At 32.3% G+C, this 18,350-nt stretch carries 13 protein-coding genes; 2 read left to right on the plus strand and 11 right to left on the minus strand.

Translation table 11 applies throughout. The annotated features are described in order from the left end of the window. Positions 1-5 precede the first annotated feature (5 nt). The 7 genes from OLM45_RS02295 to OLM45_RS02325 all read right to left on the minus strand — a co-directional run bounded on the left by OLM45_RS02295 (position 6) and on the right by OLM45_RS02325 (position 8,399). Positions 6-1,277 carry a tyrosine-type recombinase/integrase gene (locus OLM45_RS02295; RefSeq protein ID WP_264511617.1) on the minus strand — a complete coding sequence of 424 codons (1,272 nt, stop codon included), beginning with the start codon at positions 1,275-1,277 and terminating at the stop codon, positions 6-8. A 388-nt stretch (positions 1,278-1,665) separates the two neighbouring features. Beyond that, a complete protein-coding gene (locus OLM45_RS02300; RefSeq protein ID WP_264511619.1) occupies positions 1,666-4,302 on the minus strand; it encodes a hypothetical protein in 2,637 nt (878 codons plus the stop codon). Positions 4,303-4,638: 336 nt separating this feature from the next. Next, positions 4,639-4,782: a hypothetical protein gene (locus OLM45_RS02305; RefSeq protein WP_264511621.1), complete on the minus strand. Its 144-nt coding sequence runs from the start codon at positions 4,780-4,782 to the stop codon at positions 4,639-4,641. A gap of 156 nt (positions 4,783-4,938) precedes the next feature. Beyond that, on the minus strand, positions 4,939-6,255 hold the full coding sequence (locus OLM45_RS02310) for a phage Gp37/Gp68 family protein (RefSeq protein WP_264511623.1): 1,317 nt from the start codon (positions 6,253-6,255) through the stop codon (positions 4,939-4,941). Between the two features lie 283 nt (positions 6,256-6,538). Further along, entirely contained in the window at positions 6,539-7,492 is a 954-nt protein-coding gene (locus OLM45_RS02315) for a hypothetical protein (RefSeq protein ID WP_264511625.1), read from the minus strand. Between the two features lie 261 nt (positions 7,493-7,753). Next, positions 7,754-8,071 carry a hypothetical protein gene (locus OLM45_RS02320; RefSeq protein WP_264511627.1) on the minus strand — a complete coding sequence of 106 codons (318 nt, stop codon included), beginning with the start codon at positions 8,069-8,071 and terminating at the stop codon, positions 7,754-7,756. A 22-nt stretch (positions 8,072-8,093) separates the two neighbouring features. Next, positions 8,094-8,399 (minus strand): hypothetical protein, encoded by a 306-nt coding sequence (locus OLM45_RS02325; protein WP_264511629.1) that lies wholly within the window; start codon positions 8,397-8,399, stop codon positions 8,094-8,096. Positions 8,400-8,631: 232 nt separating this feature from the next. Between OLM45_RS02325 and OLM45_RS02330 the strand changes: the two genes are divergently transcribed. Further along, positions 8,632-9,786 carry a hypothetical protein gene (locus OLM45_RS02330; RefSeq protein ID WP_264511631.1) on the plus strand — a complete coding sequence of 385 codons (1,155 nt, stop codon included), beginning with the start codon at positions 8,632-8,634 and terminating at the stop codon, positions 9,784-9,786. A 16-nt stretch (positions 9,787-9,802) separates the two neighbouring features. Here OLM45_RS02330 and OLM45_RS02335 read toward each other — a convergent pair whose 3' ends face one another. Both OLM45_RS02335 and OLM45_RS02340 read right to left on the minus strand, forming a co-directional pair. Then, complete coding sequence (locus tag OLM45_RS02335) at positions 9,803-10,453, minus strand: hypothetical protein (RefSeq protein WP_264511633.1); 651 nt, start codon at positions 10,451-10,453, stop codon at positions 9,803-9,805. A 518-nt stretch (positions 10,454-10,971) separates the two neighbouring features. Next, positions 10,972-11,604 carry a recombinase family protein gene (locus tag OLM45_RS02340; RefSeq protein WP_264511635.1) on the minus strand — a complete coding sequence of 211 codons (633 nt, stop codon included), beginning with the start codon at positions 11,602-11,604 and terminating at the stop codon, positions 10,972-10,974. A gap of 287 nt (positions 11,605-11,891) precedes the next feature. Here OLM45_RS02340 and OLM45_RS02345 point away from each other — a divergent pair, with 287 nt between their 5' ends. Then, positions 11,892-12,887: a DNA cytosine methyltransferase gene (locus tag OLM45_RS02345; RefSeq protein ID WP_264511637.1), complete on the plus strand. Its 996-nt coding sequence runs from the start codon at positions 11,892-11,894 to the stop codon at positions 12,885-12,887. A 209-nt stretch (positions 12,888-13,096) separates the two neighbouring features. Here OLM45_RS02345 and drmB read toward each other — a convergent pair whose 3' ends face one another. Together drmB and OLM45_RS02355 are read right to left on the minus strand one after the other, a co-directional pair. After that, positions 13,097-14,974, minus strand: a complete 1,878-nt coding sequence (gene drmB, locus OLM45_RS02350; protein ID WP_264511639.1) for a DUF1998 domain-containing protein — start codon at positions 14,972-14,974, stop codon at positions 13,097-13,099. 3 nt (positions 14,975-14,977) lie between these two features. Continuing rightward, entirely contained in the window at positions 14,978-18,349 is a 3,372-nt protein-coding gene (locus OLM45_RS02355) for a helicase-related protein (protein ID WP_264511640.1), read from the minus strand. Between the last annotated feature and the right edge of the window lies 1 nt (position 18,350).

An 18,350-nucleotide genomic window follows, 5' to 3' on the forward strand; every position in this document is an offset into this window, starting at 1 on the left:
CAAGTTTAAAAATAACTGAACCCTCTTTTATTTACCTCTTTGACAACTGCTTTTTTATCAATATAATTTTTAAGAACTACACTCGATGTCTTTTGATAACCCATTGACTCTGTTAAACCAGTTTGCAAATGTAGTTTTGTCAAAAATGTCTTTCTAAGGTGTTTTATACTGAAGTCATTTCCCAATTCAGCCTTTCTCCTGTAGAAAGTAAAGGAGTGGCTTAATTGCTTTGCTAAGGTCTTTCTGTCTATGTTTTCATTACCAGCAATTAAAAACTTGTCAACCCCAAGATTAGCCTTATAATCCAATCTATTCAACAAATCTTCCAATTCTTTTGAAATAGGTATGTAAACACTTTTGGTTGCTTTCGTTTTATCCCAATTATGGGCACGTTCAAACTTCAAATCAGTTCCAATAATACATTCCAATTCTCCATTTGAATCCACAACAATGTCAGAATACTTCAAAGAAGTAACTTCTTCAAGTCTCATACCTGTATAAGCACATAGCTCAATACCATCCTTTGTATAAGGTCTAAATCTATTCTTTTTTACTCCACTTTTAAGTATTTCAATAGAATCATTTTCGTTTATTACCGAAAGTAATTTTAAAAAATCTTCATCAGAAATACTTGTTGGGTTAGGGTTCTCATATTTCAATTTCATCTTTTTTGGAATATTTGGTAACCCCAATTGTTTTTCACCAGTGAGAAAGTTATAAAAGCTCTTTAAGGCTCTTATATTGTGATTAAAGGTTGCATTGCTTTTGATTGTTTGTTCTAAATATTCATAGTATTTCCCAAGCATGTGTTTGTCTACTTGATATATCGTTAGCTTCTTCAAATCATACCCATTTTTCATTAAGAACCCACCTAACTTATTGATGTAACCAATAGTTTCTTTGATGTGTTTTGGTGAACGTATTTTTTGCTCATGTCGTGGAATACCGATATTTTCCAACCAGTCACCAAACATGTACATAAAGTCTGTAAACAATTCATATTTGATTTCGGGTTGAGCGTTAAGCTTTATAAGTTTGATTGGATTGGATAACTCACATTTAAAATCCAATAGTTCTTTTACTGCTTCATCATAGTCCAACGACTTCAAATCCCTCGTTTTGCGACCTCCATTTGATTTTATTATCGCTTTGTACTTCTGACGCTCCAATGGGTGATTACAGCCCTTATATGGCGTCTGAGATATTTCTATGTGTCTGTTACACTTCTTGCAAACTATGTGGAGCCCTGAGAATTTTTTATATTTAAGTGTTTTCATTTATAATTTATTTTAATGCGAGTGTAATTTATTTTAGTGACCCATCAAATAGTCTTTTAGACAAATTCCCTTTTGGGATGTAACCAGTTTGAGCTTTGCTTGCATTGTTATTAAAATCCAATATTTTATATAACTCTCCTTTATTGTATGCCTCGTAATAATCAACCCAATTGTTACCATATTTTTGTTTCAGATTCTTTATTAGAGGCATATTATAGGCTAATTCAAATTCTGCTCTTATAACAAACTCACCTGATGAGTCTTTGTATACATGCAAGTGATTTTTGGCACACCAATCACGAATAGTTCTCTTATCCTTCCTGTTTATAAAGGAGGATATCTCGCTGAGATACATTCTATTTATTGGTGTTGAAAGCATTAATTCTTATTAAATTAATTTGATATCGAATTCATATTTTCCTATTACAGAAGTCAAATTCTGAAATTCAGGGGTATTGTATATAATGATTGCATCATGCAACCTAACAGCGGTATAATCTAACCTGTTGATATATTTAAAATCCTCAATAAGATTATCCTCCATCTTGGTCATGGTTTTGTAAAAACTGCCTTTTTCAGCAAGCGTTAATTCAATAATTTTCGCCACTTGGTCTTTGGTGTAACCACAAGCCTTGAAAAATGTCTTGGCGTCATGTACAGTCCTCTTGTTATCATTTAGCATCATGTTGAACCATATTTTGGCTTCACTTCTTTCAATTTTGTACTTCTTTTCCAAATTGCAATAAACCTCTTGTGCAATATTGCTTCCTACTAGTGTGTCTAAAAAGGAAGCAAATGCACTCTTGATGTCGCATTGAATGAGTTGATATGGCGTATAACCTCTAAGCTGCCTTGTTGTTTTGGTAGCTGTGTTGAACACTCTATTATCAATACTTGTTGTCTTAAAACCGAACATGTGACCAGCACAAGACAAAGAGAGTAGCGAAAGAATATAGTATTTATGGCGTTCCACTTGTTTTTCTATTGAATATGTATTCATCTTTACCGTATTTCTAATACCATGCTTACAAGCCAACAAAGAATTCTTAATTTTTTCAGCTTTATCCATTATTTGGTTGAACTCTAACTGTGAATAGCCATCTAGTTTTGATAATTGGTTGACAATCGCTCTGTTCGTATTGTTGAATACTCTTTTACCTATCAGCGATTTTGAATATTCCTTGGTCAGTTTATCCAAAGCTTCTCTATTATCACCATTAATCAATGCTTTGACATCCTGATTGGATTCCGTTGATAGTGCTTTGATGTAATCATTTAAAATACATTCGCTAACCACGCTAAATCCATAAACAATTCTCTTGGTTTCTTCACTATACTGACCGTTTTCAATCATTTGTATAACATATAAGCTGTTGATGACTTGTTTTGCTTTGAAATAGGCATCATCCCAATTATAGCTAAATACCAAACCAAACTCCATTGTTTCATCCTCTTTTAATTGGCACAACGCACCATTTTTTATTGCAATATCCATTTGCGTTTTGGAAACCCTAAACTTGGTTATTTTATCCATTTCACTCATTTTATCAGGGTTGGCAAGGTCATTTACATCAATAAATGTTTTTGCAGTGTTCAAAAGTCTTTCGTATCGGTCCGCTGTTGCATTAAGTAAATAATCTGATTGCGTTTCCACCGCCATATAAGCTGTTGCCCATAACAACAAATCTTTTTTGCCGAAGCCATTAAAATTCGTGTCATCGCCTTTGATATTGCTGTAGACTCTCTCTAGTTCTTTTTTGATGATATAAACATCTTGGTCCTCTTGGTTGATTAGATTTCGATATTTGATTGGGAAGTTGACCGATGTTTCAACTACTGTTCCTTGAGTGTCTTCATCATTAACCGTAAATCCATAATCGTTCAAAGAGTTTATTAGGTTGGCTTTTGGGTAACTTAAAGCATGGTTTATTTCATTGATAAGTGGCTGAATTATTTTCAAATACCCTTTATCAAAGTCAATTTGGTTAATTTGTCTCTCAAGCTGATTTATGTTGGTGGTATTGGATTTAGAGCTTCTATAAAATATTTGTGCATCTAGCACAGTCCCTCTAACTCTGCCATAAGATTGATTTACTTGATTAACGTTGTAGCAATCAACATTGGAGAACTCATCCATTATTATCCCTATACTTGCATCAAAGTCTAAATCAAAACCGATTTGGTATTTGGTTGATAAAATGTAAACATCAGCCGTTTCGTCAATCTTGGCTTTAACAATATCATCAAACTCTTGATAGGTTTTTGTTTTAACGCCACTTGTTTTTACCGCTAGGGTATCACCAACAAGTATCTGGGTTTTATAACCTAGGTTATCTTCGTTCAGAACGTTTTTAATCTTATTCAAGTCGTTGGTAAATAGCACCACCTTATTGCCTTTATCACAGTTTGATTTGATGAAATTCCAATAGTTATTCAAGGGTGAGATGGTTATTTTTTTTACTCTTTTCACCTCACGCTCTATCTTGTAAACTCGCATGTCATTTAGAATGTACTTCGGAATATCTAAGTTTTTATACGTTGGTGTAGCTGTTGAAAGGGTGAAATTAGCCTTGTGCTCATTGAATAGGATATCATAGAAAACACTCATGCTGGCACGGTAATCACTTTCAGCGTAAACCTGTGATTCATCAATAAAGAATGGTATTTGCATGATTTTATCATACAATGAATTATTGTTCTTTTTGACTTCAATGATTTGTTCAGGGGTTGTGTTCAAAACAACATTGTTGCCGCGTCTTAACTCACTTTCAAAATGATGCCATCTATCCTTAGAATCCTGATAGATAAACATTTGGTGAGGTTGTCTGATTTTCTCTTTACCCATTATCATTCCCGATATTGGGGAAATTATTATAATGGTTTGGTCTGTTATGTTTAAAACAGCTGTAGTTCCTCCAATACCTGTATCACCTTTGATAATTAATTTGTTATTTGTGAAGTCGGTTATGATGCCATTGGCATATGTGTCATTGCTAACATGACTTTTTATTTTTATTGTTTCCATCTGGTTTATTTCATTTGTTATTGTTTTAAATAATCAGAATCATTCGATTTCTTTGAGATTATAACATACATAAAGCCCCTTGCAATAAGCATAGTAATGCCATAACAAAACTACGGCGCCATAGTTTTGAGCATTAAAAATCAAAGAATTACTGATGCATAATTCGCATCACGAAAATCAAGCTTATTTATTGGAAAGCATTGTTATTCAATGTTTTATGATTAATTTTAGTCTTGCCAAATTTTGATATATATTTAAAAAGGAAGGATAAAATGGCAAGAGACTTTCGATGACTTCAAACGTAAAACCTGAATACAATTTTTATTTGTTTCCCCCTTATGGTGGTTCCAAATAACACATTAGATTTTCATTTTGTGTCCCAATATTGGTTAAATACCAGACATTGTATTCTGTTCTAACCTTTAAATCTTTTAGATTCTCAATTGAATCTTGTGTTTTTTTAAAAATTTCTTTTCCCATTTTCTTTGGATTTTACCGTAAACTGTAGGCAATAGATTTCTAGGTTCACTAAAAATGAACTATTAAACATATCCGTTATATTAATTTGATTTGCTCCTTTCCAGACTTGGAAAGTAGTTAGATGCGGACTAGATAATCACCCACTAATTGTTTGGCTTAAGCCACACGTCTGCTTTGTCTTCTATTTTTCTTTACCCCTTTTCTGAACTTCATATGTTTCCAATTGAAATCAAGGCTCTTATCTTTTAATTTAATTTCAGGAACCTGAGGAGTTATTTCTTCATTAGTAACATCCAATGCTTTTTGCTTGTTTGCTTCTTTTAGAGCCTTCTTTTTAGCTAAATATGAGGCTGATGGCTTAACATAAGCCTTAGCTAATTCAATGTCTTCAGGAGAAATTGATTCATTTTCGCTCTTTAGAATATACTCAATGAATGTTGTTCCATATAAGTATATTCTTTTACCATTAACAACAAAAGATATAATGGTATATCCATTGATTTGAGCGTTAATCTCTTTGTTTCTTTGCCCAATTATTTTACCTGTTTCTCGGTCATATTTATAACCTTTTTCAAGTGCCAATGCACATTTTGTGTTGTTGTTTGAAATTCTTTCTTCTTTGCTTAAAGCGGTTTTTAATGTAGTTTTCATATTATTGTTAATTATTAAAGTGTGGTTTTTTGGATATTGTCTTACTTCTAAATCTGCGGGAATCGCAATTTTCTTATCTACTTGTTTAAAAAAGAACGGTACCCCATTCTCTTTACATTGGTCTCTAAGAATTCTGCCCCAGTCTGTGTTGAATGGTCTTCTGTGGTGTCCTGATTCACCACCGTTGATAATCCAGTTCGGCACATCAATCAAGCGTAGGTCAGAACCTCGCATTTTGACTGTAAGGTCAATTTCATCCAATTGTGGTTCTATTGATAAGAATTTTTGTCCGTTTACTTTGTTAAGCAATGGAATCCAGTCGTTAGCAGTTTTTTGATTCCCCACTGATATTCCGAACATTACATTCTTAGGAGGGTTCTCCTTCCAAGATTCAGGAATGTATTTGTTAATGTTGGACGCCCGTTTTGTTAGCAACAAAAACATAAGATTCGGATAGTTTGGAACTATTTCAAAAAACCTATCTCTGAGTTGCCCAGTATTCCAAAATTCGTCCTGACCTTCAACAAGGAGCCTTTTTTTATGGTTTATCATTTCTTTGGGCTTCTCAAAAATATCCATCATTGAGCCTACAAAAACACGATGGATTTCACCTGCTTTCTCAGCGTCTTTTTGAAATTTAGCAAGAGATTTCAAAGTACTTATTACCATACGTCTTGGATTTTCATCTCCCCAAATGTCATTGCCTGTTCGTTTTGCTGCATCACATGCATAACATAAATCGCACAATTCATTAACCTTAGTGCATCCCATCCATAAGTTCAGAGTGTGGTGGGTCCACTCGATTTTGCTATTTTTAGCCATAACATATAATTTTTAAAAGTTAATTCTGTATACTTGAGTTATGGCAGTTTTCTTCCTGTCCATATTCAAATAGATTTTTTTTGTTTTAATAAAATTTCTGATTAATAACTTCCCAGATTAGGAAAGTATTTTGAAGTAATTCAATCTATCTCCCGACTAGTTGAATTTTTGTTTCAGATATGAAACTTAAGTACGTTGTCTTTTCATTTGCACCATATTTATTTGTTTTTCAATTTCTATGGTGCAAATGTATGTGGGGTCAAAAAAGGGGTCGACCCCTTTTTTATTTTTTTAACTTAACTGCTTGTTTTTCAAGGTATTCTTCAATAACTTCTATATCTTTATCGGTGAGTTCTTTGTAACTTCTGTTGTATAATTTCTTTGTATTGTCTGGACTAAGATTCAAAATAATACCCATTATTTTGTATTTAGACATTTGACTAGTATCTAAAGTATCGATTATTTTATCAAAACCTAATCTTCTAAATAGTTCGTATCGTTGTTGAACATTAAAATTTGGTAAGTCCTTAAGTTGTAAATCTGGTTCTAAAATGCTAGGAGTATTAATTAATGTTATTTTTTGTTTATCTCCTTTCCCTTTTATTTTAATTGAATATCCCAATTTATCAATCTCTGTTTCTAGGAAATCCATTTTCTTCTTATTTAATAACGAAAAAAATTGTTTGTTATCATAATTAAGAAATTTTCGGTAGTTAAGTAAACTCATATAATCGTTACTTCTAACTTCAGAATGAGCAGTATTAGTTTCGATATTTTCTTCATCTAAAAAATATTGGTATTCGTATAAAAGAAAATCTATTTCATTTGCATTATCATACTTTTGAAGATATTTTGTTTTAATTAAATTGTAATTATTTTGATAGACTTCAATAGAGCAATCTTTCCAAAAATAATTAATATCATCAGTTACCTTATATATAAGCATAACAATATCATTGATGTCTTTTGTTATATTACTATAAGATGAAATACTTTCTGTAAGTTTTATTGAAAAATCATCGGACGAATTTGATATAATCTCATCATCACACTTGTCCATAGTGTTCTTCATTATAATAGAAAGTTTATCAGCTAGGATAATTTTACTCTTTAAAATAGCAAAAAGGTTGAAAAACAATTTATCTTCTTCAGACTCATCTCTATTTTCTAGCTCTTTTAAATATTCTCTATCAAAGTCACTTAATCCATTTTTTAATATGTCATCTAAATTCTCCATTGCTGTTTGATTTTTTCACTACTTGTTTTTATTTTATATAATAAAAGTAACTATTTATTAAAGCTAATACAAAACGTAGAAGTTTATTTCAAAATAGCAACTTTTTTTATTACTCAGTCTTTTTGATGTATTGTTTAAAATCCTCAGTTTATACTACTATTGAGAATGTATCTCGTCTAGCTGACAGGATTTGGATTTTAGAAAGAACAGACTTAACTCAAATCAAAACTATCCAAATATCTTATAAATCGACTTTAATAGTTAAGTAGAGATGTAAATACCAAAACACTCTGTAATATCAAACCAAAACAACCTCTCAACAACTTCACCATCACTCGTGAAGTGCTGGATGGTTATCTTGTCTAATTTCTTATCATCCTCAATAATCAGTGATTGCTCCACCTTATCCCAATGTACATCATCAAGAATGGTGCTTATGTATTCGTTCTGAACCCCAACAAATATATGCTTAGCATCAACGGTCATTATAACTGCTTTGTCTTTTGATGAGCCATTGCCAGAGCCTGTAATGGGTAGGATTACGTTTGTTTGGTTGTAGATATATTTTTGTATGTCCATGATTGATTTTTATTTACGGATATTATCTGCCATAGCACTCTGAGATATCAAACCAAAATTCATATCGTTTGGTTTCTCCATCCTCCAATAATAGCCTTACCACCTCAATTTTATCATAAGTTTTTTGATTAGCAAAAACAAGTGATTGCCCCACCTTTGTCCATGGTTCATTATCAAATAGGTATTGAATTATTTTCTTCTGGATGGGTATCAAATAATTTATATGAATCCCACTTATTTGAATTGCTGATTCCATCGACTCTCCATATGGTTCAATTAATGGGATAACAATAGTTAGTTTGTCTGAGTAAGTTTTTGGTGTTCCCATAATATTTTGTGTGTTTTATTATAAATATCAGTGGATATGGAAAGGAGCTTAAATTTTTGGGTGAAAAATTTTGGAAAAAAATTTTTTCTCGAATGGTATTATGGGTGTCGCTTAAGGTTGATATTAAGCAGGGAGGTAGGGGCTGGTAACCTACACTCAGGGGTAGGAGGGGTAAGCTTTTCTAGATGAGAAAAAAATAGTATTTTTAAGAAATTTATATCTATGAAATAGAATGACTCCAGAACAAAGAAAATTATTGTCCAAATTATTGCAAATGGGAGATGTTATTATGTTTAACAGAAAAAAGGAAACTATTGTTAAAGCAATTACAGAAATGAATTTAGAGTCATTAAATCTAATTTTAGATGAAAACTTGACATATCAAGATGCTTCGAAAGAAATGTTTCTAATTAAGTTAGAAGAAATCTTTTATGAATTCAAAAAGAAGAATGATACTTTACAATCATATTCAGGGAGATGCGGTTCAAAAGATTGTTCAAATTTTGATAAAAATGGAATGCTGTTTTGTGGCAGAAATTCAGGCAATCACTTCAATTTAATAATTGAAGAAGATGAGAATGAAAACGTAAAGGATTTATACTATTGCAATGTCTTTAAATGCAATTTTGAGGATAAAGTAAATAAAAACGGTCAATCTTTAGAGTTGTTCATCTATGAAGATGAAAAGGTTAAGTTTCGACCAAGTTCTCACTATGAGTATTTGAACAGAAAATCAATAGAAGCAATAACTGAGTTATCAATTTTTAAGAATAAAACTATATCAAAAGCTGAATTATTGAATTGGTATGAGAAATATTCTGATTTCTATGCTTCTAAGCCTTTGTTTGATTTTAGATTCAAAAATGAGCATAGATTTTATAAAGTTTATAATAAAGTAGATGAAATAAAAAAATATTTAGAACTTGAGCATGAATGTGCTAAAGCAATGCAATTGTATAATACATTGATTAAGGATATTGAAATGAATTTGCTTAAATGGCTCGCGGAACATGAAAATCTAAAGGATGAATTAATTTTATTTTATCCAGAATATGCAGATGAAAAGTCAGGTGAATTGAAAAAATTAGTTTTTAATGATGAGCTAAACATTTCAATTGATTTGATTTACTTAAAAAATTGTATTCACTTTCAAAATATTATAGATACCCATTATTATATCATGTTTGATAAATATAAAGTAGAAATTGAGGAGAAAGATAATTTTACTCCTTTTGGAGATGATGTTGAAAAACATATTTCTCTAAAGTATCATTTAGAGCAGAGAAATGTTTTTGTAAATGAAATATCTTATAAAACCAAACTTGGGGAAAATAGTTTTTTATATAATAATGATGATTTCGGTACTTTAGAAAAAGGGATAAGTTGAAATCATAAATTATTAACTATGAGAATCTAGGGCATTCTGTTGGGTCAAAAAACTGACATCCAGTATAATTATTACCGTCACATATTTCACAGTTCCAATCTGCATCGTGTTTTTTATTTTTATTTAACATAAAATCGAAAAAACCTTTTATATTAAAATCTTCATTGATAAGTTCAATCAATTCTTCATCCCTATTTAAGTCTAAAAGTAAGTTATTGTTTTCATCGGTCTCTGCTAAATAAAAGTACGATACATCTTTGGATAATTTAGAAAAAATATTACTCTTAAAATTACTTAATTTAAATGTTGTAATAATAATAAATCTAAATGAAGTAATTTCTTTTTCTACTGCTAATTTTCTAATATCACTTATAAAATCAATTAGAGCATTGATAATTGTATTAGAATCATGAGAACTATTGAAATTCCACTTCTTGTCAATTTGAAGATAGCCAATTATCATTATTCCATTCTCATCATTCAATATAATAATATTGTCATCATTGTCTAGATATTCCTCTCTTACAGAGTCATCATATTTAAAAATAAGTTTAATCTTTTCCCACAAAAATAAATGTAATAATTTGTCAGACATAGTGTTTTTCTGCTGATTTAAAATTGAATTCACATAATTTTCGTGTTCGGTTCTATTTTTAAAAATCCCCATTTTACTTCTTAATTTAATATTTCAAATATACTTATTTTTAATCGTAAATGATTAGTAATTATATAACTTACCATTCACGAACACCATCTCTACCCATTACCATCATAATCGTATAAACTTCCGAACTGGTCAGCTTATCAGGATTAACCACCATAAAGTGATGCTGGGTTTTCTCAAGCTGATGCGTGATTGTTATTCTTGTCTTCTTCATACCTAGTTCTGGCTAAATTCAAAATCATAATCCTTATACTCTGACTTATCATACATTATCACATAGATTTGAATCTTGTTTTCTTCTTGGATAATGTTTAAGTTGAAATGAACTCCAAAAATGTATCTTCTTAACTTTCTCAGTAGAATTATATAGTCAATCTCAATCTTTGGGTTATAGTCGAATATCAACTTCATACTATAGGGATTTATAAAATTTTTATCCTCGACATTTGTTTCCATGGTCATGTGACGGCTACCATAATATCGAGTGAGTATTCTGTGAATACCTGTGATATCTGCTTTTCTCATATCTCAATCATTTTTCTAATCTTTGCAACAGTTCCCAAAGAAGTGTCATATAGCTTAACACACTCCCTAACACTAAAACCTCTCATAAGACCATCTATAACTTTGGGATATTTAGATAAGAATTCATTTTTACTTTCCTTAATATTTTTGGGCCTCCCGCAATGAATATTATTTTTTTTGGCTTGCAACATTCCAGAGCGAATCCTATCAATCAAATTTCTTCTTTCATTTTTTGCAAACAAACTTAACATATGAAGCATAATTTCTGTTTGAAAACCTATTTCTCCATTTTCATTTAAGGTTTCAGAATTTAGGTCTTGTAGATAAACACTAATCCCTAATTGATGTAACTCTTCCAAAAGACTTAAAGTTTGAATGGTTGACCTCCCTAATCTAGAAACCTCTGTACATAATATTTTTTTGAACTTTCCTTGTCGGGCTTCTTGCAGTAATTGCTGAACGCCCATTCGTTCATCATTATTTTTAGCTCCCGAAATTTTTTCTGTTATAATACTAACTACTTCATAATTTAATCTATCAGCGACTTTTTGTAAATCACTAATCTGTCTTTGAAAGTCCATCGAATCTAAACTTACTCTCCCGAAAATTGCAACTGGTATTTTACTCATAAGTGTTATAAAAAAAGGTTCTATACTTTTTGAGGTCATTTTGCTGACTTCAAAGCTTGTTTTTCACTCATTTGTTGTTATATGAAAAGGTAAACCTTTTTTTATAACAACACCGCGAGTGTACAAGGAATATATAACCCACGCCAGCTTTTCTTAAAATATTTTTATTTTTTTCCACCCTGTATCCCCCGTGATTAGGGAGTTGTTGAAAATTGATTGCATTTCCCCACGGCAAAACTTGTCTTTTTTGACTTGGGCAAATATTTATCTAGAAACAGATAAATATCATGTCAACAACAACCCAAATCAACCAAGATGGAATAAATGTATTATCATTATTCGATGGCATATCATGCGCCAAATTAGCTTTAGAGAAAGCTGGTATCAAAATCAACAAATACTACAGTAGTGAAATTTGTCCACATGCTCTAGCAATTCAAAATCATCACTATTCAGGTGATACAAACCATATCCAATTAGGTGATGTTTGCAAGATTGATGCAATAACACTTAGTCAAGAAATTGACTTTATAATTTTCGGTTCACCATGCACCCAACTTTCAAGTGTTAATTCTAAGGACCGAAGCGGTCTTGAAGGAAATGAGTCTAAACTATTTTACGAAGCATTAAGAATACTAAAAGATATATATGTGTTTGCTCCAGTTAGAAAAAAAATATACTTTCTGATGGAAAACGTTGCTAGCATGTACAAGAAAGATAAAGATAATATAACCAAAGAACTCACATCAATTTTTGATGATACCAAACTTGTTATGATAAATTCAGCTGATATAGCACCAGCAAACAGAAGAAGGTTATACTGGACCAATATTCCCAATGTTGGAATTCCTGAACCTAAAGATATCAAATACCAAGATATTGTAGTGAATGGATATGTTGATAAAGAAAAAGCGAATGTGTTATTAGGAAGCAATATCACACTTACCAATGGTATTTTTAGATACTATAAAATGAATATTGGAAACCTTGTATATAAAGACCAAGAATTTGCTAACTCAACAACCGAAGAAAAACTATTGACATATCCGTTAATACTAAAGCAATCTAAATATTTAGGTAAATCGAGGAGTGGATTTGGCGAATACGACTTTCCTAATGGTTGTTATAGATTACCAAGTATTTTGGAATGTGAAAGGCTTATGACGATTCCTGATGGTTATGTTTCAAATGTTACGAATGTTTCAAAAACCAATAGGTTAAAAGCTATAGGATTGGCAATGACAGTTGATGTCATTGCTGGTCTAGTAGCTAATTTAAAATAAAAGAATCACAGACCTCTTGAAGACCTTGATATAATAACCTTTTAATCGTGCTTAATGTAGTAAATACTATTTTGGTATTAAGAGCGAATACAGGAGTATTGCCTTACATTTTAAGCTATTTGCGATGCTTTTGTATAAATTTGGATTGCTAAAAGGTTAATTCTTATACGTGTCATCGCAAGTATTTAATGAAAATTTGGTGAAATAAATCACAAAAAATTAAAATATCCAATTGAAGGGTTGTCTAATTCTCCTATTAGCATTGCGCGGTCCAACAGCATGTTTGATTCTTCACAACATGTTTCAGGTAATAATGCACAATTATGACATGCGGCAAGGTTACAAGAATTAGGCCCTTGACCATGGCTGTCAATGCAGATAGGGTCACTTGAGCACCACTTTGCATTTTCAATTGCATTAAAAACGATTGTTTCGAGGTTACCTGGTTTCCCTTGTCGTACTAGACCACCTAGTGACCCTTCTGAATCACCCGATGCGGTATAAATCAAAACACCGTTCATATTCTCATTGGATGTCTCGAGATTGCAATAAATTCTCTCTCTTAAAGCTGAGCTCCCATATCCACATTCATAGCTGAATTGATTTATAACCAAATGGGCAAAAGTGTGAATTAAAACAAATTCTGGCTTTATCTCTCTTATACTTTGTCCCTTCGCTTGTCTTGGCTTATTATAATTTTGAGAAAGAAATTGAACCCTTTTTTTAACCTCTTCTTTAGATGCCCATTCTTTAATTTTCTTCTCATTAAATTCGAAGAACACCCCTTCTCCTTTAACTACAATTGCAGGCAACCAATTAATACTTTTTCCTAACTTAATAAAATCTTTTTTTGTTTCAAGCGGTTTATCATCAAAAGAATAGAGTCTTGAAAACCCAAAAAATGCCCTAGTTTCTCTTAATTTATGCAACAATCCAATACTTTTTAACCCTCTGCTAATTAACCCACCTAATTCTGAATCATCATAATTTGTTGCTTGGTTTTTGGTGACATAAAAATCTTGATTTTCTCCTCCAGCTTCTGACAGGATAGCATCATATTCCATTCTTCTGTAATTTTCTTCGGAATCATCAGAGTTTGTGTTTTCATCTCGTGAAATTCTTTTTGTTGCTGCGTCTAATAATTTTTCTGTGAAAAATTCTTTATTCTCATCTCCAAAATTTCTTTCAGCGACTAATTCAAACCTCATTCTCTGAAAATCCCCATTTTCCATAGCTGCAGAAAGAAACACCCAATTTTTTTCCAGAACCTCAACCAGTCTTCTATCAACAGTTTTTTCCCATTGAGGCAAATAAATAGAACTGGCTACGTTAGAAAAATAAACGTTGGATGCACCTTTTTGGACAACAATTAAATCTTGACCACAATGATGTGAATTGCCTCTCTCTGATTCTTCTCCCAACCATGGTCTATCACCAGAACAACTAACTCCGATTTTAGTTAACGATTTTTCGTTGAACGCACCAGCCATTGTTTTATATGCTCCACAACTACATGTAATTTCAATACCTGTCAATGCTCCTGAATTTCTTCCCGCCCTTAATCTTAGGCGATGATGACCCTCAGGCTTACTTCCTCCATGAACCCATTCTGAGAAGGGGAAATCTTGGATATGCCCTTCATGACAAATAGCAATAAAACGAACAGGAATCAATCTTTGTCGTTTGCTTTCAGGTATTTCCGAACATGACCTTCCTGAGTCAAATGAAATTCCAGAACAGGTTGGTTTAACGGAGTTATAGATTGAAACTTTTTCCATATTACCACATCTTGTACAATAATGCCAACGTGGGAATCTAATAAAAGGGATTTTTAGAGACGGATTGGTTACTCCTTGTCCAGGGTCTCTGAAATCAGGGGGTAGCCTAAAATCTTTTACACCTAATCGTTTTGCAAGTCTAGGCTCTTGGATTTTAAACTCTTCTAATTCTGATATCGTTCTGAACTTTTCCTCCCACATATCAAGTCCTAAGACCATTAACGATTCATCTTTTGGAAAATTTATCATTTGTCCAACGCCCCATGGGGAGATTAGCTGAGCTCTTCTAATTGGTTTTTTTGCTGGCATAATTTAATCGTCTATGTTAATATATTCGGCTGGTATAACATAAGCTTCGCAAGTAGAATCAACATTTCGCATTGATGTTGGTGTCGACCAAGCTCTTTCTTTTATGTCCTCTGAAGGATTTGTTCCTGCAGGATACATTAAAGGGATATTTATCATTTGTCCAAATGAACCATAAATGAGAGGTAATTCATTTTTCCAATACTCTAATTTTTCTTCTATTAGTTCATAGGTTTTATCATATTCCTCTTCATCTATTAAATTAACCCTATCATATATTATTTGTGTAACCCTATCAACAAGTTCTTTGTTTGGAAATGGTCTAGGAGAAGTTGAGCTTTGGTCAGTTGAATAATATCTTATCAGACCAATTAGAATTGCATGTAACGCCCTTTCTCTTGCTGGTGCTGAAAAGGGAGTTACACTTGTTGGTTCTACTTTACTATAAATTTTAGAATGATATTCTTGAAAATGTTCGAAGTGAGAGCGGTCTCTTGGTTTAGAACAATTGTATATTGTAAAAACGACTCCAGGTCCTTTTTTCGAGCGACCAACACGACTTGTTGCTTGGATATACTCAGATGTTGTTTTAGGCTGTCCAATAACTGTCATCAATCCTAAACGTGGAATATCTACTCCAACAGAAATCATATTTGTAGCAAGGCAAACATCTACTGGAAATTCAGATTTATCTCCTGTCCAAGATTTCAAAAGTTGTTCTAGATATTCGGGTATATCATTACTATTAATACGACTTGTCAACTCAATATCTCGGTTAATGAATCTCCTCTCATCACCCTTAATCCCTTTCCTAATCCAAATAGAATTCATGTATTCTCTTATATCTGCTCTTATAAGAGTTGCTGCATGTCCTAATTCCCTGATACTATTGAAATAAATTAACGAAGTCCAATAAGGGTCTCTTAATTTTTCATCTGGAACAGGAATTGACTTGACTGATTGAAGTAAAGCGGATATTACTCTTACTTGAGCTGTAGCATGGGAAGGTAGAGCAGACGCAAATATACCAGCATATATTCTCCCAGTACTTGAGCTATCCTCCTTTGCAAAAAATGAATCTCCAGCATTCAAACACTGGGCTGGAAAAATATTTACATTATTTGTACCCCTACCATAAAGTGAATTGATTTGTTCTTTTGCTCTACTGATTGTTGCTGATGATGCAATAATCTTAGGTTTTATATTGTTTTCAGTACACAACTCTTCAATCATCGTCTCATAAAGCCCAACCATAGAGCCAAGAGGACCTGAAATCAAATGCAGCTCATCTTGAATAATTAATTCGGGAGGTGAAAATGGTCTATCATTACCTCGGAATCCAAAAAGTGTTTTGGCTTCAGGTTTCCAAGTGAGCATAGCAAATTTATCAACCGTTCCAATTAATAAAGTTGGAGGATAGTCATAAATATCCTCATCAATTACTAATAAAGGTAAATTGAAATCAGCTTTAGAAAAATCGCATTTTACATTATCACATTGATAAACAATAGACTCTTTAGTTCCGACTTTTCTTCTCTTGTAACCTTTAACTTTGTTCATTTTAGCATCTTTCAAATAACCCATTTGAGTACCACAACACGGACATTTCAACACAATAAATGGATTATCTTCCTCTCTGCCTTGTTCCATTTTTAAAAAAGCTTTTTTTGCATCATCTCTTTTATTTGGAGTTAATTCGCCTACCCAAAGACCAATTGTAATTCTTTCCGTTCCTAATTCTTCCTCATTCTCTTTTCTAATTTTATCACATGCACAAATTAGTGATGCTGCACGCTGAAACTGTTGCGCTGTTAATAGTCTTAATGTATAACGCATTAGTACAGTTGTACCAGAATCGCCTTTGTTTTTCAGCCTTTTTAAAAAAATTGTAAATGCAGAAAGACCGAGATATGCTTCCGTTTTTCCACCACCTGTTGGGAACCATATTAAATCAACCATCTCTCTATCTTGATGATTTACATCAAACATGGAATTCAAATTCATTAAAATAAACGCTAGTTGAAATGGTCTCCACGCTCCAAGGCCCTGACTCCATGTTGAAGAATCAAGTATGTTAGGTATAATTGCATCCTTAAGTCCTGTAATATTTCCTTTTTCGATTATCCAATTTCTAGTTTCAATACTATAATTAAGTTGTTGAAGTAACATTGCGTGATTCATCAACCTAAAGGCACGATTAACCTTTTTATTGCTTTTTAATAATTGAACTCCGTCTTCCATCCTTGACAAACACAATCGACAACTTTCGATATGTCTATTAGCTGTACTTAAAAATTCTGGCATCCCTTGGAATTCTTTATTCGCAATTGCCTCTTGTTCATCAATCCATTTTTCATATTCTGAATTAAGTTTGATTAGATTGACTGTTACATCATTTGATGAGAGATTGCTTAGGTCAAACATTTTCAGTTCAACACTTTTTAATTCATTAGGGACTATTGGTTTTATTTCATAGGATGGAATTGCATTTGTAGTAATTACATTCGTTAAATCAATATCATTGTCATTCCATGAAGGAGAGCAGCCGTGACCAACAGCAAAGGTTTTTTTATTTCTAAAAAGTAGTAGATTAGATTTTTCATCTTCTTTATCAGAGCTTGCAGAAGCAATCTTGTATGGATGAAAACACTTTTTAGTCGCACTTACCGAAAAGGAAACTTGAAAAAAACAATCTTCATTTTTTATGTTTTCTGCTCCTCCTGTATTGAAATTTATCAAAGTGAAAGTTAATAAATGTACTTTGTCTCCAAGACCTTCTTCGTGCGTTCTATTTCTTATATTAAGTTTCAGATTTATTTCTTTACCATCTTTATCAAGTAGAATTCTATCAACTGATTTGCCAGATTCAGATGGAATTTCATTATTATTGACAATAAATTCTTGGTCTAAAGGAACTCTATAGTATGCCTTTCTCGTGACCATAGTTCGGTCTTCTCTTGAATACGTATAATCTTTAATGTGATATGTCGCAACGTTAACCTTAATATTAAAACCCTCCTGTGGAATTTGAGTAAAACAACTAAATCCCATAGCTGATGGTAGAAAGCTATTAGCTAAACCTATTTCTTCTTCAAAGTCCTCACTCATATCAACAGGAGACATACTATCTCCAGTCTTTATTGGGTCCTCGTTGTTCTTCTTATCATCTTCGTCTTTGTCTAAAACAGCTTTTTCTTCGGTAGATGTTGAATCCGCCAAATCAAAAAAAGCTGCTTTAGGAAATAGAATACCTGCACCATACCTCAACCTAGGTGGTTCATTGAAAAGTATTTCCTCTCCATTCTCTTGGAGATGAGGTTTTATAGGGTCTGGACCGATTAATTCACGCTTAATAAAATTTAGAATATCCTCTCTCATT

It is taken from the genome of Flavobacterium sp. N1719 (assembly GCF_025947045.1).
In the GTDB taxonomy this organism is placed as follows: Bacteria; Bacteroidota; Bacteroidia; order Flavobacteriales; family Flavobacteriaceae; genus Flavobacterium; species Flavobacterium stagni.